We start from the raw sequence: 16,574 nt of genomic DNA on the forward strand, positions 1-16,574 counted from the left end.
CGGCGGGGCCGTGGGATGGGTGCAGGACGTCCAGGAGAGGGAGGCAGTGGGCAATGCCGGATGAACAAATGGCCCCAGCGGGTTCCGCGCCGGTGCCGCCGGGGAAAGCCTCGGGAACCCCACCGGTACCGACCGTCACGCCCCGCCCCCTGGACCCGATCGACCGGTCGATCATGCGATTGCTCCAGGCGGACGGCCGTGCGTCCATACGGTCGGTGGCCGAGCAGGTCCACGTCTCGCGGGCGAACGCGTACGCCCGGATCAACCGGCTGATCGACGACGGGGTCATCCGGGGGTTCACGGCCCGGGTGAACCACGAACGCGCAGGTCAGGGCGCGTCCGCGTACATCACCCTGAAGATCGTCCAGAACTCGTGGCGGACCGTCCGCGAGAAGCTGCGCGAGCTGCCCGGCGCCGCGCACATCGCCCTGGTCAGCGGTGATTTCGATGTCCTGCTGCTGGTCCACACCCCGGACAACCGCACCCTGCGCGAACTGGTCCTCACCCGCCTCCAGGCCATCCCGGAGGTCCTCTCCACCCGCACGCTCCTGGTGTTCGAGGAAACGGACCTCCTCGCTCCCGGCGCCCCCCAGGACGGCCCGTCCGGCGCGACGCTCTCGGACGACGCCCCCTGAGCCACCGGGACCTACCGGATGGCGCGGAGGCCGTCCAGAGCCATGCTGACCACCGCGTCCGCGAGTTGGTCGGGGGTGGTGGCGGGGTGCGGGCGGTACCACTCGACCAGCGAGTTCACCATGCCGAACAGCAGCCGCGTGGCGAGGCGGATGTCCACGTCCGCCCGCAGGTCGCCGTCGGCGGCGGCCGCGCCCAGCAGGTCGGCGACCCGGTGGTCGAACTCGCGGCGGCGCTCCAGCGCCCAGCGCTCGGTGCGGGTGTTGCCGCGTACCCGCAGCAGCAGGGTCACGTAGGGGAGCTCCGCGACCAGGACCTCCACCGTGCGCCGGGTGACGTACTCGACGCGGTCGACCGCCCGGCCGCGTACGGCGCCGGGCTCCTCCAGGACCGCGAAGAGGCCGTCGAGCGCGCGGCTGACGGCGCGCATCAGCAGCTCTTCCTTGCCCGCCACGTGGTGGTAGATCGAGGACTTGGAGATGCCGGCGGCCTTGGAGAGGTGCTCCATCGAGGTGCCGTCGTAGCCGCGCTCGTTGAAGACCTGGACGGCCACGGAGAGCAGCGTCTCGGGGGTGTAGGTGTCGCGCCTGACGGTGGTCACTCCGTGTCCTCCCCGCCCTCGAAGGCGCCGTCCGCGTCATCGACGTCGTCCCCCGCGTAGCCCAGCTTGAACAGCGCGAGCGAGGGCGCGTACCGGCCTCCCGGGCAGCGTTCGTCCAGGTGGTGCAGCAGGTCGTACGCCCAGTCGCGGCCGAGCCGGCCGTGCCATTCGGTCGGGCCCAGCGGGTAGTTGACGCCGAGCCGCATCGCGGTGTCGATGTCCTCGGCGGAGGCCACGCCGCGCGCGACGGCGTCGGCCGTGAGGTCGATCAGCATCGCGACCGTCCGGGCGACGATCATGCCGGGGACGTCACCGATGACGGAGACCTTCTTGCCGAGCCGCTGGAAGAGCCCGATCGCCTCGGCGAGCGTGCGCTCGCTGGTGTCCTCGCCCGCGGAGAGCGCGATCCGGCCGGCCTCGCGGTAGTCGAGCGCGAGGTCGAAGTAGACGACGTCCGTGAACTCCACCGAGGTCTTGCCGTCCGCCAGGACGAGCTGCCCCTCGCCGGGCAGCTGGATGTACGGGCCCCCGTGCTCGACGGCGGTGACGGCGATCCCGGCGTCCTCGATGAGGTCCGCCAGCGCCGCCGCCGGCCCCAGGTCGCCCACGACGGTGACCTTGCCGGGAGCCTCCTCGGGGGCCGCCGTGTGCGGCTCGGGCCGCGGCGCGTCGTCCCCGTACGGGAACCATCCGTGCCCGGTCTTGCGGCCGAGCCGGCCCGACTGGACCAGGCGGCGCTGGGCGAGGGAGGGGGTGAACTTGGGGCTGCGGAAGAAGGAGTCCCACACGGAGCGGGTGACGGCCTCGTTGACGTCCTGGCCGATCAGGTCGGTCAGCTCGAACGGGCCCATCCGGAAGCCGCCGCTCTCGCGCAGCACGGCGTCGATCGTCGCCGGGTCGGCGCCCCGCTCCTCGTACACCGCGAAGGCCTCGGCGTAGAAGGGGCGGGCGATGCGGTTGACGATGAAACCGGGGCTGTCGACGCAGCGGACCGGGCTCTTGCCCCAGCCGAGGACGGTGGCGTACGCGCGGTCGGCGGCGGCCGGGTCGGTCGCGAAACCGCTGACCACCTCGACGAGGGGGAGCAGCGGGGCCGGGTTGAAGAAGTGCAGGCCGAGGAACCGGCCGGGGTGGCGCAGGCCCGCGGCGAGCTCGGTGACGGACAGGGAGGAGGTGTTCGTGGCCAGCAGGCAGTCCGCCGGAACCACACCTTCGAGTGATTCGAAGAGACGCCGCTTGACGCCGGTGTCCTCGACGACCGCCTCGACCACGAGCGCGGCGTCGGCCAGCTCGGTCAGCGCCCCCGCCGCGTCGATCCGGCCGATCGCCTCGTCGGCCTCGGCCCGGCCCAGGCGGCCCTTGGCGGCCATCCGTTCGACGCGGTCGCGGACGGCGGCGACGCCCGCGCCGGCCGCCGCGGCGTCGACGTCATGGATCAGCACCCGGTGACCTGCGAGAAGAGCGACCTGGGCGATGCCCTGACCCATGGTGCCCGCCCCGACGACCGCCACAGTGCGGGACCGCTCGATTGCTGTCATGTCCTGATCCTCCCGCACCGGGTTATCCACAGGCCTGCCGGGCCCTCTTGTCCCGACCGATCGTTCGGTTACTCTAACTCCAGTCTGCTCTTCTTCACCCGCCCCCGCCTGATCCCAGTCTGCGAACCAGCCTGATCTTGCCCGGCTCAACGAGGAGTTGGTCCCTGATGGCCGCCGAGCTCACCCTCAACCAGCTGACCGAGAAGCACCGGTCCACCCTGGACCAGGCGCTGACTGCCATCCGCAGCCGCGCCTACTGGTCCCCGCATCCCGAGCACCCCAAGGCCTACGGCGAGAGCGCCCCGGCCGACGGCCTGGCCGCCTTCGAGGCCCTGCGCGGCACCCGCCTCGACCTCGGCCAGCCCGGCACCGACGGCTGGACGGGCGGCGAGGTGTCCCCGTACGGCCCGGAGCTGGGCGTGGAGTACCCGCATGTCGACCCGGACGTGCTGCTGCCCGCGATGCGGGCCGGCATGGGCGCCTGGCGGGACGCCGGGCCCGAGACGCGGGCCCTGGTCTGCGTCGAGATCCTGGCGCGGATCAGCGCGCGGACGCACGAGTTCGCGCACGCGGTCATGCACACCAGCGGCCAGGCCTTCATGATGGCCTTCCAGGCGGGCGGCCCCCACGCCCAGGACCGCGGCCTGGAGGCCGTGGCCTACGCGTACGAGGAGCAGACCCGCGTCCCCGGTCAGGCCGACTGGTCGAAGCCGCAGGGCAAGCGGGACCCGTTGGAGCTGGGCAAGACCTTCACGGCCGTGCCGCGCGGCATCGCGCTGATGATCGGCTGCAACACCTTCCCCACCTGGAACGGCTACCCGGGTCTGTTCGCCTCCCTCGCCACCGGCAACGCGGTGCTGGTCAAGCCGCACCCGCGCGCCGTGCTGCCGCTCGCGCTGACCGTCCAGGTCGCGCGCGAGGTCCTCACCGAGGCCGGCTTCGACCCGAACCTCGTGGCGCTGGCCGTCGAGCGTCCCGGCGAGGGCATCGCCAAGTCCCTCGCCGTCCGCCCCGAGATCAAGCTGATCGACTACACCGGGTCGACGGAGTTCGGCGACTGGCTGGAGGCCAACGCCCGCCAGGCGCAGGTCTACACCGAGAAGGCGGGCGTCAACACCGTCGTCATCGACTCGACCTCCGACTACAAGGGGATGCTGTCCAACCTGGCCTTCTCGTTGTCCCTGTACAGCGGCCAGATGTGCACCACCCCGCAGAACCTGCTGATCCCCCGCGACGGCATCGAGACGGACGCCGGCCACAAGTCCTACGACGAGGTCGTCGCCGACCTCGCGGCCTCCATCGGCGGCCTGCTGGGCGACGACGCCCGCGCCAACGCCCTGCTGGGCGCCCTGGTCAACCCGGACGTGAAGGCGCGTCTGGAGGAGGCCGCCGGGCTCGGCGAGGTCGCGCTGGCCTCCCGCGAGGTCGTCAACCCCGAGTTCCCGGAGGCGGTCGTGCGCACGCCGGTGATGGTGAAGCTGGACGCCGGCAAGCCGGACCCGGAGGCGGCGTACTTCTCGGAGTGCTTCGGCCCGGTCTCCTTCGCGGTGGCCGTCGACTCCACGGCGGACGCGCTGGAGCTGCTGCGCCGCACGGTGCGGGAGAAGGGCGCGATGACGGTCGGCGCGTACACCACCTCGGCGGACACCGAGCGGGCCGTCGAGGAGGTCTGCCTGGAGGAGTCGGCGCAGCTGTCGCTGAACCTCACCGGCGGGGTCTACGTCAACCAGACCGCGGCCTTCTCCGACTTCCACGGCTCCGGCGGCAACCCGGCGGCGAACGCCGCGCTGTGCGACGGCGCGTTCGTCGCGAACCGCTTCCGCGTGGTGGAGGTCCGCCGCCAGGCCTGATCCCGACCCTCAGGCTTCCCGGGGTCCGCCCCAGTGGAAGAGGGTCATGGCCACGCTGGTGGCCAGGTTGTAGCTGGAGACCTGCGGGCGCATCGGCAGGGACACCAGGTGGTCGGCACGGGCGCGCAGCTCGGGCGAGATCCCGTGGCGTTCCGAGCCGAACGCCAGCAGGGCGTCGTCCGGGAGGGTGAGGGTACGGATGTCCTCGCCCTCCGGGTCGAGGGCGTACACCGGTCCCGCCGGAAGCTCGTCCAGCTCCAGCCGGGCCACGGTGGTGGCGTAGTGCAGCCCCGCCCCCGCGCGGACGACGTTCTGGTGCCAGGGGTCGAGCTCGCCCCGGGTCACCACGCCCGTGGCCCCGAAGCCGGCGGCGAGGCGGACGACGGCCCCGACGTTGCCGAGGTTGCGGGGATTGTCGAGCAGCACGATCGGCGCGGTGCGGGGCGTCTTCGCCAGCGCGGCCCGGCCCGCCGCCCGGTCGGGGCGTACGGCGAGCGCGGCGACCCCGGTGGGGTGCACGCGGGGCAGCAGTTCCTTGAGCGCGCCCGGCCCCACCAGCCGCTCCACGGCCGGGGCCACGTCGGGCGCCAACCCGGCGGCGAGCGCCAGTACGGCCGCGGGGTCGTCGGCGACGGCCACCAGCACCTCGGCGCCGAATCGCAGGGCGTGCTTGAGCGCGTGGAACCCGTCGAGGACGACCACGTCCCCCCGCCCGACAGCCTCCCCCCACTGCCGCGCCACCGTATCGGCCCTCCCGTGCAACTCAGTCATACCGCCGAGCGTAAGGCCCGAGCCAAACCCGGCCCCAACCCCCGCACATCCAGCCCCGCCGGCGCCTCGCCAAACCCAGCCCCGCCGGCGCTTGTGGCACAGGGCGTACGCCCCCCGCCAAACCCAGCCCCACCCCAGCCCCGCCGGCGCTTGTGACACGGGGCGTACGTCCCCCGCCAAACCCGGCCCCACCCCCGCACATCCAGCCCCGCCGGCGTTTGAGGCGCGGGGGCTCGGGGGCAGCGCCCCGCAACGGCGCCGCACCCGAGTGGGGTCCGGGGCCACGCCCCGGTGAACGGGAGAAGGGCGGGGCGGGGAGAAAGCCCCGCGCAGCGGCCCCCAGCCAGGTCCGGCTACCGCAGGCTCGGCTCCACCACCGCGCCGGCCACCCCGGCATCCGCCGGCCCCGGCGCGACCCCCACCCTCCGCACCCCAGCGGCCACCCTGGCGCCAAGCCAGACCAACACCCCCGTCGGCAGAAACACCGCATCGGCGGCGATCATCGCCAGCGAAAAGAACGGCAGCCCCAGCAGCACCGCGATCCCCAGGTGCTCCAGCATCATCACGGCCAACAGCACGTTCTTGACCCGCCGATTGAACAGCGTGAACGGGAACGCCACCTGCACGGCGACCGTTCCATACGTCAGCAGCATCACCAGCGTCCCGCTGCCCGCCAGCGCCCCCGACAGCCCCGGCCACGGGCTGAAGTAGTCGAGCCCGAGCGGATAGTAGAGCGCGGTGCCGTCCTGCCACCGCGAGCCCTGGATCTTGTACCAACCGGCGGTGGCGTAGATCAGGCACACCTCGGCCATGATCACCAGCATTCCCGCGTTGTGCAGCACGTTCGCCAGCACGTCGAGGGTCGCCCGCCGCTGCCCCCCACCCGCCGCGCCCCCGCCGGCCCCGGCCCCGCCTTCGCCGTCATACCGCTCGACCAGCCACCACAACCCCGCGCCCACCCACAGCGCGACGAACACCGCCGTCCAGCCCGCGCCGAACCGCCCGCCGAGCACCCCGTACGCGAGGAACACCCCGAGCACCGACCACAGCACCGGCCCCGCCGCCCCCGCCGAGGCCGAGCCGCGCAGCCGCGCCCGCCGCGCGTCCAGCGACCACACCTGCGCGCAGCGCGTCAGCACCAGGTAGATCGCCATGAGGTGGATGACGTTGTCCCCGCCGTCCCCCATGAAAACGCTGCGGTTCTGCAGCGAGAGCACTCCGACCATGAAGACGACCGAAGCCGCCCGCGTCCGCCACCCGAGCAGGAGCAGCACGCTCGCCAGCACGGAGACGGCGTAGACCGTCTCGAACCACAGCGTGGAGTCCGACCACAGCAGCACCGTGAAGGCGTGGTTCGTCTCGACCAGCCGCTCCGCCAGCTCCCAGCTCCACGGCCCGTCCGGCCCGTACAGCTCGCGGCGGTGGGGGAACTCCCACAGCAGGAAGAACAGCCAGGTCCCGGCGAAGCCGATCCGGACCACGGCGCTCTGGTACGGGCCCAGCGCCCGCCCGGTGACCTGCGCGAGCGCCGCCCTCAGACGTTCCACCACGGCAACTCCCGGTAGTAGGTCTGGGTGTCGGTCTTCTCCTCGCTCCAGGCCGGCGCCGGCACGGCCCGCGTCGCCGAGCGCAGCTGGATCCGTACGATCCGCTCGCCGTCCCGGTACGACGGGGTCAGCCGGTCCAGCGCGATCCGTCGCAGGTACTGCTCGGACAGCTCGCCGCGCTCGCCGTTCGGCCGGTTCTCCTCGTCGTGGGAACCGGTGAAGAAGTCCCAGGCGCGGCGGAGTTCGTTCTGCTCCGTGTGGCTCGGCAGCGGGTTGTGCCGGATGGCGGCGCCGTCCTCGGCGGACAGGTCGCGCCAGTCGGCGGTGACCAGTTTTCCGTCGGCGCCGCGGACCTGGGCGCGGACCTCGACGGCGATGTTCTGCTGGAGCGGGTTGGGTGCGAAGAGCTTCCAGTTCTGTTCGAACTCGGGATATATCCAGCCGTCGATCAGGGACGCGTTGCGCTTGCTCACCGTGTTGGGCGGGGCCACGTGCAGGAAGACCAGCGCCAGGTGCGCGCACGCGGCGACGGCCACGACGGCCAGCACGAGCGCCGCGAGCACCCGGTACGGGGCCGACAGACCGGCGATCCCGGCCGTCGGACCGGCGATCCCCGGCGTCGGACCGGGCGGACCGGGCGGTGGAGCAGGCGGCGAACCGGGCGGTGAACCGGGCGACGGAAGGACTCCTTCCACGGGCTCGTGCTCGTTCGAATCCATCCCGCCCCGATCATCCGGCGTCCACAGGGTTGCCCACAGAGGTTGACACCCTACGGGCCGCCGTCTCACCATTGAAGCGGATGAACCGAACGATCGGTCGGTCGGGCGGACGGCAGACTCTGACAGGGGGCCGGGATGGTCGCAGTGACCCCGGAAACGGGCGCGGGCAAGAACACGGCGCCGGCGCCGGGCACCGGCGTGGGCACGGCCGCGAGTGCCGACATGAGCGCCGGCATGAGCGCCGACCTGAGCGCACAGCTCCTGGCCGCCTTCGACGCCGCCGTCGCGGCGGACGAGCGCGTGGAGCCGCGCGACTGGATGCCCGACGAGTACCGCGCGACCCTGGTCCGCCAGATGGCCCAGCACGCCCATTCCGAGATCATCGGCATGCAGCCCGAGGCCAACTGGATCACCCGCGCGCCGTCCCTGCGCCGCAAGGCGATCCTGATGGCCAAGGTGCAGGACGAGGCGGGCCACGGCCTGTACCTCTACAGCGCCGCCGAAACCCTCGGCACCAGCCGCGACGAGCTGCTCGACAAGCTCCACTCGGGCCGGCAGAAGTACTCGTCGATCTTCAACTACCCCACCCTGACCTGGGCCGACGTCGGCGCGATCGGCTGGCTCGTGGACGGCGCGGCCATCACCAACCAGGTCCCGATCTGCCGCTGCTCCTACGGCCCCTACGCCCGCGCGATGGTCCGGATCTGCAAGGAGGAGTCGTTCCACCAGCGCCAGGGGTACGAGCTGCTGCTCGCGCTCTCGCGCGGCACCGAGGCCCAGCACGCGATGGCCCAGGACGCCGTGAACCGCTGGTGGTGGCCCTCGCTGATGATGTTCGGCCCCCCGGACGACGAATCGGCGCACTCGGCGCAGTCCATGGCCTGGCGGATCAAGCGGCACTCGAACGACGAGCTGCGCCAGCGCTTCGTCGACATCGCCGTCCCCCAGGCCGAGTCCCTCGGCCTGACGCTGCCCGACCCGGACATCCGGTGGAACGAGGAGCGCGGCCACCACGACTTCGGCGCCATCGACTGGGCCGAGTTCTGGGACGTCCTCAAGGGCAACGGCCCTTGCAACGAAGAGCGCATCAACCAGCGGCGCCGGGCCCACGAGGAAGGGGCCTGGGTCCGCGAAGCGGCCGCGGCGTACGCGGAGAAGCACACCGGCACAGGACGAGAGGTACAGGCATGACGCGGAACTGGCCCCTGTGGGAGGTGTTCGTGCGCTCGCGCCGCGGCCTCTCGCACACGCACGCGGGCAGCCTCCACGCCCCGGACGCGGAAATGGCCCTGCGCAACGCCCGCGACCTCTACACGCGGCGCGGTGAGGGCATCTCCATCTGGGTCGTGCCCAGCACCGAGATCGTCGCCTCCTCGCCGGACGAGCGGGACCCGTTCTTCGAGCCGTCCGCCGACAAGCCGTACCGGCACCCCACCTTCTACGAGATCCCCGAGGGGGTGCGCCACCTGTGAACAGCCCCGACACCGGCATCGCGACGACCACCACCACCCCCGGGACCGACGCCTCCACCGCGGCCGCGGCGCTCGCCCTGGGCGACGACGCGCTGATCCTCTCCCACCGCCTCGGCGAGTGGGCCGGGCACGCCCCCGTCCTGGAGGAGGAGGTCGCCCTCGCCAACATCGCGCTCGACCTCCTCGGCCAGGCCCGTGTCCTGCTGTCCATGGCCGGCGACGAGGACGAGCTGGCGTACCTGCGCGAGGAGCGCTCCTTCCGCAACCTCCAGCTGGTCGAGCAGCCCAACGGCGACTTCGCCCACACCATCGCCCGACAGCTCTACTTCTCCCTCCACCAGCACGAGCTGTACGGGGAACTGGCCGCCGGAGACGGCCCGTTCGCACCGCTCGCCGCCAAGGCCGTGAAGGAGACCGCCTACCACCGCGACCACGCCGAGCAGTGGACGCTGCGCCTCGGCGACGGCACCGAGGAGAGCCGGCGGCGGATGCGGACCGCGCTGGACGGGCTGTGGAAGTACACGGGCGAGCTGTTCCGGCCCGTCGAGGGCCTCGGGCTCGACCAGGAGACCATGACCGCCCTGGAGACCCGCTGGCTGGCCGCGCTGGGCGGCGTGCTGGAGCGGGCCGGCCTGACCCTGCCCGAGGGGTCGCGTACGGGCGCCTGGGCCGCCGGCGCGGGCCGCGAGGGCCTGCACACCGAATCGTTCGGGCGGCTGCTCGCCGAGATGCAGCACCTGCACCGCAGCCACCCGGGAGCGTCGTGGTGAGCGCCACCGGCACCCCGGCGACGGCGGGCACCCGACTGGAGGCGGAGCTCGCGGCCCTGGCCGGCTCTGTCCCCGACCCGGAGCTGCCCGTACTCACCCTGGGCGAGCTGGGCGTCGTACGCGGCGTGCGGATGCACGAGGACGGTCACGCCGAGGTCATCCTCACGCCCACCTACACCGGCTGCCCCGCCATCGAGGCCATGTCCGCCGACATCGAGCAGGTTCTGACCGGCCACGGCATCCCCGAAGTACGGGTCACGACCGTGCTGGCGCCCGCCTGGTCCACCGACGACATCAGCGCCGAAGGCCGCTGCAAGCTCGCCGAGTTCGGCATCGCCCCGCCCCGTCCGCACTCCGCCGGAGGGCCCGTCCCGCTCGCCCTGTCGGTCCGCTGCCCCCAATGCGGATCCACCGACACCGAGCTGCTGAGCCGGTTCTCCTCCACCGCGTGCAAGGCGCTGCGCCGCTGCGTGGCCTGCCGCGAACCGTTCGACCACTTCAAGGAGCTGTAGATGGCCGTCCCCGTGCCCCAGGCGCCCCCGGGCAGCTCGCGCCCCGCGCGTCACGGCGCGTTCCACCGGCTGACGGTGGCGGCGGTCGACCGGCTCACCGAGGACTCGGTGGCGTTGACCCTGGCCGTCCCCGAGGAGCTGCGCGCCGAGTACCTGCACGCCCCCGGCCAGCACCTGACCCTGCGCCGCAGCGGCCCCGAGGGCACCGAGGTCCGCCGCTCCTACTCGATCTGCTCCCCCGCCCCGGCCGCCGACGGCCCGGGGCCCGCGAGCCTGCGGGTCGGGGTGCGGCTGGTGGAGGGCGGCGAGTTCTCCACGTTCGCCCACAAGGAGATCGCCGCCGGAGACGAGCTGGACGTCATGGTCCCGGCCGGCCGGTTCGTCCTGGACCCGGTCGCGGCGCCGCCCGCCGCGCACTACGCGGCGATCGTCGGCGGCAGCGGCATCACGCCGGTGCTGTCGATCGCCGCCTCACTGCTGGCGGCCCGTCCAGACGCCCGGTTCTGCCTGGTGCGCGGTGACCGCAGCGCGGCGTCGACGATGTTCCTGGAGGAGGTCGCCGACCTCAAGGACCGCTACCCGGACCGGTTCCAGCTGGTCACCGTGCTTTCTCGCGAGGAGCAGGAGGCCGGTCTGCCGTCCGGTCGGCTCACCGAGGAGCGGCTGACGACCCTGCTGCCCGCCCTGCTGCCGGTCACCGAGGTGACGGGCTGGTTCCTGTGCGGGCCCTTCGGGCTGGTGGAGGGCGCGGAGCGGGCCCTGCGCGCGCTGGGCGTCGCACGGACCCGGGTGCACCAGGAGATCTTCCACGTCGACGGCACACCCGCGCCGACCCCCGCCCGCGCCGACGCGCCGACGCACGGCCGGGTCACGGCGCGGCTCGACGGCCGCTCCGGGACCTGGCCCGTGCGGGACGGGGAATCGCTGCTCGACGCCGTGCTGCGCAACCGTGCGGACGCCCCGTACGCCTGCAAGGGCGGCGTCTGCGGCACCTGCCGGGCGTTCGTGGTCAGCGGTGAGGTGCGGATGGACCGCAACTTCGCGCTGGAGGCGGACGAGACGGAGGCCGGTTTCGTGCTGGCCTGCCAGTCGCACGCGGTGACGGAGGACGTGGAGATCGACTTCGACCGCTGAGGCACGGCGTCGTGGGGCGCCCGCGCCCCTGTCCGTCCCCCTGGGCATTTACGAGAACCTGTTCTATCTTGACGCACCGTCAGACCAGATCGATCCGGTGCGCGCGGGAGGACAGGCAGTGGACTTCACCTTCACCGAGGAACAGCGGGCGGCCGTGGAGGCGGCGAAGGCCGTGTTCGCGGACGTCGCTCCCGACCGCGTCCCCAGCCCGGCCCTCACGCCGGGAGCCGTCGCGGAGGACTTCGACCGACCGCTGTGGGCCAAACTCGCCGGATCCGACCTGCTGAGCCTGGTCCTCGCCGAGGAACACGGCGGGGCGGGCCTCGACACCATCGCCCTGTGCCTGGTGCTGCGCGAGGCGGCGAAGGTGCTGGCCCGGGTACCGCTGCTGGAGCACTGCGCGACCGCCATGGCCGTCCAGGCCCACGGGGGCCCCGAACTCACCGCCGCCCTGCTGCCCGGCGCCGGCCGCGGCTCCCTCGTCCTCACCGTCGCCGCGCACGGCCGCACCGGCCACGACCCGGCCGAACGCTCCGTCACCGCCCGCCCCCAGGAAGCCGGCGAGGACGCCGGATGGATCCTGGACGGGGCGCAGACCTCCGTCGCCTGGGCGCACAACGCCGACTGGATCGCCGTCCCGGCCCACACCGCGCGGGGCGAGGCCGTCCTCGCACTCGTCCCCCGGGTCACCGACGGGCTGACCCTCGCCGAACAGTTCTCCACCACCGGCGAGCGCCTCGCCGAACTCGCCCTGGACGGCGTCCGCGTACCGCCGACGCACCTGATCGCCGTCCCCGGCGCATGGGACCGGCTCCGCCAGGTCCTGGCCACCGGCACCTGCGCCCTCGCGCTCGGCCTGGGCGAGAACGTTCTCACCATGACCAGCCAATACACCGGCAAGCGCGAGCAGTTCGGCTTCCCGGTGGCCACCTTCCAGGCCGTCGCCGTCCAGGCCGCCGACCGGTACATCGACCTGCGCGCCATGGAGGCCACCCTCTGGCAGGCCGCCTGGCGGCTCGACGCCGCCACCGCCGGCGCCGGCGGGCCGCTGCCCAGCGCCGGTGACGTCGCGGTGGCCAAGATCTGGGCCTCGGAGGGCGTACGCCGCGTCGTGCAGACCGCCCAGCACCTGCACGGCGGCTTCGGGGCCGACACCGACTACCCGCTCCACCGCTACCACGCCTGGGCCAAGCAACTGGAGCTCCAGCTCGGCCCGGCCGCGGCCCACGAGGAGGCCTTGGGCGACCTCCTGGCCGCCCATCCCCTCGCCTGATCAGGAAGAGCGGCCCTACAGGACGAAGGCCGGGCTTCCGTTGTCCGTCACCATCGGGCGCCCGGCGCCTTCCCAGGCCTGCATGCCGCCGTCGACGTTCACGGCGTCGATCTCCTGGCGCATCAGGTACTGCGTGACCTGCGCCGACCGACCGCCGACGCGGCACATCACGTACACCTTGCCGTCACCGTCCCCCTCCGCGATGGCCTCGGTGAGCTCGCCGAAGCGGGTCACGAAGTCACTCATCGGGATGTGCAAAGCGCCCTCGACGTGCCCGGCCGCCCATTCGTCGTCCTCCCGGACGTCCAGGACAAAGCCTTCGGCGGGCACCGCCGCGGCGGCCACCGAGGGAAGCGGTCCGAGGTTCATAGCTGTCGCCTTCTCTCAAAACGGATACGGCTGCCAACCTATCCGACCCGCTACGCCGCGCCGCCGGTCAGCGCCGCCAGCTCCGACTCCCGCTCGGAGACCTGGGCGAGCAGCTGCTCCGCGATCTCCTCCAGCAGCCTGTCCGGGTCGTCCGGCGCCATGCGCAGCATCGAGCCGATCGCGCTGTCCTCCAGCTCCTTGGCCACCAACGCGAGCAGTTCCTTGCGCTGCGCCAGCCACTCCAGCCGGGCGTACAGCTCCTCGCTCTCGCTCGGCCGCGGCGCCTCCGGTACCGGACCGGCCTCCCACTCCTCGGCCAGCTCGCGCAGCAGCTGCTCCTCGCCCCGCCCGTACGCGGCGTTGACCCGGGCGATGAACGCGTCGCGCCGCGCCCGCTCGGCCTCGTCCTGCGCCAGGTCGGGGTGCGCCCGGCGGACCAGCTCCCGGTACAGGCGGCGGACCTCCTCCGTGGGCCGCACCCGCTGCGGCGGCTTCACGGAGCGGTCGGTGAGCATCGCGGCGGCATCGTCGGAAACCCCGTCCGCGTCCATCCAGTCGTGGAACAGCTCGTCCACACCGGGCATCGGCATGACCAGGGCGCGTGCCTCGCGCGCACGCCGCAGGTCATCGGGGTCGCCGCTGTTCGCCGCCTTCGCCTCCGCGATCAGCGCGTCCAGCTCGTCGAGCCGCGAGTACATCGGGCCCAGCTTCTGGTGGTGCAGCCGGGAGAAGTTCTCGACCTCCACGCGGAAGGTCTCCACGGCGATCTCGAACTCGATCAGCGCCTGCTCGGCGGCCCGCACGGCACGGTCGAGCCGCGCCTCGGGGCGCTCGTCACCGGAGGCGGCGGGCTCATCGGGGACTGTCTGTTCGGTCTGCTCGCTCACCCGGCCAGCCTACGGGCAGCCCGGCGCGGGTTGTTTCACGTGAAACAGCGAGCGCCGTTTCACGTGAAACATCGAGCACGCCGGCCACCGGGCGTCAGACGCCCTCCTCCGCCGCGATCCGGCCGCCCCGGATCGCCGCCACCAGGTCCGCGTGATCGGCCTCACTGCGGTCGGCATAGGCCACCGCGAAGGCCGCGATGGCCTCGTCCAGCTCCTCGCTCTTCCCGCAGTATCCGGCGAGCAGCCGCGGGTCCGCGCTGTGCGCGTGCGCCCGCGCCAGCAGGGCCCCCGTCATCCGGCCGTAGTCGTCGATCTGCTCGACGGCGAGCGCCGCCGGGTCGACGCTGCCCTTGCGGTTGCGGAACTGGCGCACCTGGAAGGGCCGCCCCTCGACCGTGCTCCACCCCAGCAGAATGTCCGAGACGACCTGCATCCGCTTCTGCCCGGCCACCACCCGGCGCCCCTCGTGCTCCTCGACGGGCCCGTGGAAGCCCAGTGCGGGCAGGTACGGCAGCAGCACGGAGGGCCGGGCCTCCTTCACCTGGAGGACCAGCGGCTCTCCCCGGTGGTCCAGCAGGAGCACCACGTACGAGCGGGTGCCGACGCTTCCGGTGCCGACCACCCGGAAGGCCACGTCGTGGATGGCGTACCGGGCCAGCAGCGGCAGCCGGTCCCCCGGCAGGGTCTTCAGGTACGGACCCAGCGAGGCCGCCACGGCCGCCGCCTCCCCGTCCCCGACCCGGCGCAGCACCGGCAGGGCGTCCACGAAGCGGCGACCGCCGTCCTCGCCCATCACCGTGGACTTCGCCGCGAACCGGGCGGAGGTGTTGTTGCGGGCCTTCGCGGAGACCCGTTCCAGGGTGCCCAGCAGATCGCGTGCGTCGGTGTGGGAGACCAGCTCCTCGTCGGCGATGGCGTTCCACGCGTCCAGCGCCGGCAGCTTCGCCAGCAGCCGCATGGTCCGCCGGTAGGCGCCCGCCGCGTCCCGGGCAGCCGCCCGGCAGGTGTCCTCGTCGGCGCCCGCCACCCGGCCCGCCAGGACCAGCGAGGTCGCCAGCCGCTTGAGGTCCCACTCCCAGGGGCCGAACACGGTCTCGTCGAAGTCGTTCAGGTCGATGACGAGGCGCCCGCGGGCGTCCCCGTACAGGCCGAAGTTGGCCGCGTGGGCGTCACCGCAGATCTGCGCGCCCACCCCGGTCACCGGCCCGCCGGACAGGTCGTGCGCCATCAGCCCGGCCGCTCCGCGCAGGAACGCGAAGGGATTCGCGGCCATCCGGCCCACCCGGATCGGGGTCAGCTCGGCGACCCGTCCGACGTTCGACTCCTCCACCGCACGCACCGCGTCCGGGCGCCCGGCGGGAGCCTCGAACCAGGCGTGCGCGGCGCGCGGTACGCGCATCCGCAGCGCCTTGCCGGCCTCCTTGGCCGAACCGGGCACGGCCCGGGGCGCGAAACCCTCGACGCCCGGTATTCGGCCCCCGTCGAACCCCGCCACGGCGCCCGGCACGCCGCCGCGCAACCCGCCCGACGCCTCGCCCGACGCCCCGGCGCTCTCCGCCGCTGCCGCCACCATGCCCGCCACCGCGTCCGCGAGGATCCGCCGCGCCGTGCCCGCCGGCCGGTTCGCGCCCCCGTCCGCCGCGTCCTGCCTCGGTACCGTCACCATCTGCGCCGCCCCCGCACGTATCGCGCCACGACCGGCCGTCTCACCGGTCAACCGCCCGACCGTATCCAGCCGGTCTCCAGCGGATCAAGGCCGGCCCCGACCCACCCGGCACCGCCCAACCCCGCCGGCCCCGCCCGGCACCGCACAGCCGCCCTGACCCGGCGGGCGCCCCTAAAGCCCGGCGTCCCTGGCCAGCAGGGCCGCCTGCACCCGGTTCTCGCAATCCAGCTTCGCGAGGATCCGGCTCACGTACGTCTTCACCGTCGCCTCGCTCATGTGCAGCCGCCGGCCCGCGTCCGCGTTGGACAGGCCCTCGCCCAGCAGGGCCAGGACCCCCCGCTCCCGCTCGCTCAGCTCCGCCACCCGCCGCCGGGCCGCCTCGCCCCGGCCGACGGCCTGCCCGGCCGCGAGCTGGTCAACCACGTGCCGGGTCGCGGCCGGCGACAGGTAGGCGTCCCCGGCGGCGGCCGCCCGGACCGCCCCGATCAGCTCGCCCGGCGCCGAGTCCTTCAGCAGGAACCCGGCGCCGCCCTCGCTCAGGGCCCGCAGCACGTTCTCCTTCTCCCCGAAGGTGGTCAGGATCAGCGCCCGCGCCTCCGGCGCCACCCGCCGCAACTCGCCCAGCGCCGTCAGCCCGTCCATCACCGGCATCTGGATGTCCAACAGGACCACGTCCGGGGCGTGCGCGCGGACCAGCTCCACCCCCTCCCGACCGTTCGCCCCCTCCGCGACGACCTCGATGTCCGGCGCCGAGGTCAGGATCATCCTGATCCCGGCCCGGATCAGCGGCTCGTCGTCAGCGATCACCACTCTGATCACCTTGGCTGTCACC

The 16,574-nt window shown here is 73.2% G+C and carries 17 protein-coding genes; 8 read left to right on the forward strand and 9 right to left on the reverse strand.

Translation table 11 applies throughout. The features are described from left to right. The first annotated feature begins 53 nt into the window (after positions 1 to 53). Positions 54 to 635: an Lrp/AsnC family transcriptional regulator gene (locus M4D82_RS16690; protein WP_502988945.1), complete on the forward strand. Its 582-nt coding sequence runs from the start codon at positions 54 to 56 to the stop codon at positions 633 to 635. 11 nt (positions 636 to 646) lie between these two features. On the opposite strand, the gene M4D82_RS16695 is transcribed toward M4D82_RS16690, so the two are convergent. Both M4D82_RS16695 and M4D82_RS16700 read right to left on the reverse strand, forming a co-directional pair. Beyond that, a complete protein-coding gene (locus tag M4D82_RS16695) occupies positions 647 to 1,234 on the reverse strand; it encodes a TetR/AcrR family transcriptional regulator (RefSeq protein ID WP_249766815.1) in 588 nt (195 codons plus the stop codon). Next, positions 1,231 to 2,772: a 3-hydroxyacyl-CoA dehydrogenase gene (locus M4D82_RS16700; RefSeq protein ID WP_249766816.1), complete on the reverse strand. Its 1,542-nt coding sequence runs from the start codon at positions 2,770 to 2,772 to the stop codon at positions 1,231 to 1,233. The genes M4D82_RS16695 and M4D82_RS16700 overlap by 4 nt, the downstream gene beginning before the upstream one ends. Positions 2,773 to 2,939: 167 nt before the next feature. On the opposite strand from M4D82_RS16700, the gene paaN reads away from it, so the two are divergent. After that, entirely contained in the window at positions 2,940 to 4,622 is a 1,683-nt protein-coding gene (gene paaN, locus M4D82_RS16705) for a phenylacetic acid degradation protein PaaN (RefSeq protein ID WP_249766817.1), read from the forward strand. A gap of 9 nt (positions 4,623 to 4,631) precedes the next feature. Here paaN and M4D82_RS16710 read toward each other — a convergent pair whose 3' ends face one another. From M4D82_RS16710 to M4D82_RS16720, 3 genes are all read right to left on the reverse strand, one after another. After that, complete coding sequence (locus M4D82_RS16710) at positions 4,632 to 5,393, reverse strand: TrmH family RNA methyltransferase (protein WP_249766818.1); 762 nt, start codon at positions 5,391 to 5,393, stop codon at positions 4,632 to 4,634. 353 nt (positions 5,394 to 5,746) lie between these two features. After that, positions 5,747 to 6,940 (reverse strand): HTTM domain-containing protein, encoded by a 1,194-nt coding sequence (locus tag M4D82_RS16715; RefSeq protein WP_249766819.1) that lies wholly within the window; start codon positions 6,938 to 6,940, stop codon positions 5,747 to 5,749. Further along, the gene (locus M4D82_RS16720) at positions 6,928 to 7,659 is read right to left on the reverse strand and encodes a DUF5819 family protein (RefSeq protein WP_349637073.1); all 732 of its coding nucleotides are present in this window, start codon (positions 7,657 to 7,659) and stop codon (positions 6,928 to 6,930) included. The genes M4D82_RS16715 and M4D82_RS16720 overlap by 13 nt, the downstream gene beginning before the upstream one ends. A gap of 222 nt (positions 7,660 to 7,881) precedes the next feature. Between M4D82_RS16720 and paaA the strand changes: the two genes are divergently transcribed. From paaA to M4D82_RS16750, 6 genes are all read left to right on the forward strand, one after another. Beyond that, positions 7,882 to 8,850, forward strand: coding sequence for a 1,2-phenylacetyl-CoA epoxidase subunit PaaA (gene paaA, locus M4D82_RS16725; protein ID WP_249771880.1), 969 nt, complete (start codon positions 7,882 to 7,884; stop codon positions 8,848 to 8,850). Continuing rightward, complete coding sequence (paaB, locus tag M4D82_RS16730) at positions 8,847 to 9,131, forward strand: 1,2-phenylacetyl-CoA epoxidase subunit PaaB (RefSeq protein ID WP_249766821.1); 285 nt, start codon at positions 8,847 to 8,849, stop codon at positions 9,129 to 9,131. The genes paaA and paaB overlap by 4 nt, the downstream gene beginning before the upstream one ends. Beyond that, the gene (gene paaC / locus M4D82_RS16735; protein ID WP_249766822.1) at positions 9,128 to 9,901 is read left to right on the forward strand and encodes a 1,2-phenylacetyl-CoA epoxidase subunit PaaC; all 774 of its coding nucleotides are present in this window, start codon (positions 9,128 to 9,130) and stop codon (positions 9,899 to 9,901) included. The genes paaB and paaC overlap by 4 nt, the downstream gene beginning before the upstream one ends. Further along, entirely contained in the window at positions 9,898 to 10,413 is a 516-nt protein-coding gene (gene paaD, locus M4D82_RS16740; RefSeq protein WP_249766823.1) for a 1,2-phenylacetyl-CoA epoxidase subunit PaaD, read from the forward strand. Before paaC ends, paaD begins: the two co-directional genes overlap by 4 nt. Then, positions 10,414 to 11,547, forward strand: coding sequence for a 2Fe-2S iron-sulfur cluster-binding protein (locus M4D82_RS16745; protein WP_249766824.1), 1,134 nt, complete (start codon positions 10,414 to 10,416; stop codon positions 11,545 to 11,547). It abuts the gene before it with no gap. Positions 11,548 to 11,665: 118 nt separating this feature from the next. Next, a complete protein-coding gene (locus M4D82_RS16750) occupies positions 11,666 to 12,820 on the forward strand; it encodes an acyl-CoA dehydrogenase family protein (protein WP_249766825.1) in 1,155 nt (384 codons plus the stop codon). Positions 12,821 to 12,835: 15 nt separating this feature from the next. On the opposite strand, the gene M4D82_RS16755 is transcribed toward M4D82_RS16750, so the two are convergent. The 4 genes from M4D82_RS16755 to M4D82_RS16770 form a co-directional block, all read right to left on the reverse strand. Continuing rightward, a complete protein-coding gene (locus M4D82_RS16755) occupies positions 12,836 to 13,189 on the reverse strand; it encodes a rhodanese-like domain-containing protein (RefSeq protein ID WP_249766826.1) in 354 nt (117 codons plus the stop codon). A 50-nt stretch (positions 13,190 to 13,239) separates the two neighbouring features. Continuing rightward, positions 13,240 to 14,076: a J domain-containing protein gene (locus tag M4D82_RS16760; protein WP_249766827.1), complete on the reverse strand. Its 837-nt coding sequence runs from the start codon at positions 14,074 to 14,076 to the stop codon at positions 13,240 to 13,242. A 94-nt stretch (positions 14,077 to 14,170) separates the two neighbouring features. Next, positions 14,171 to 15,649 carry a DUF2252 domain-containing protein gene (locus M4D82_RS16765; protein WP_249771882.1) on the reverse strand — a complete coding sequence of 493 codons (1,479 nt, stop codon included), beginning with the start codon at positions 15,647 to 15,649 and terminating at the stop codon, positions 14,171 to 14,173. Between the two features lie 264 nt (positions 15,650 to 15,913). Then, a complete protein-coding gene (locus M4D82_RS16770; RefSeq protein ID WP_283844482.1) occupies positions 15,914 to 16,573 on the reverse strand; it encodes a response regulator in 660 nt (219 codons plus the stop codon). Position 16,574 lies beyond the last annotated feature (1 nt).

The sequence above is a fragment of the Streptomyces sp. RerS4 genome (assembly GCF_023515955.1).
Lineage (GTDB): Bacteria > Actinomycetota > Actinomycetes > Streptomycetales > Streptomycetaceae > Streptomyces.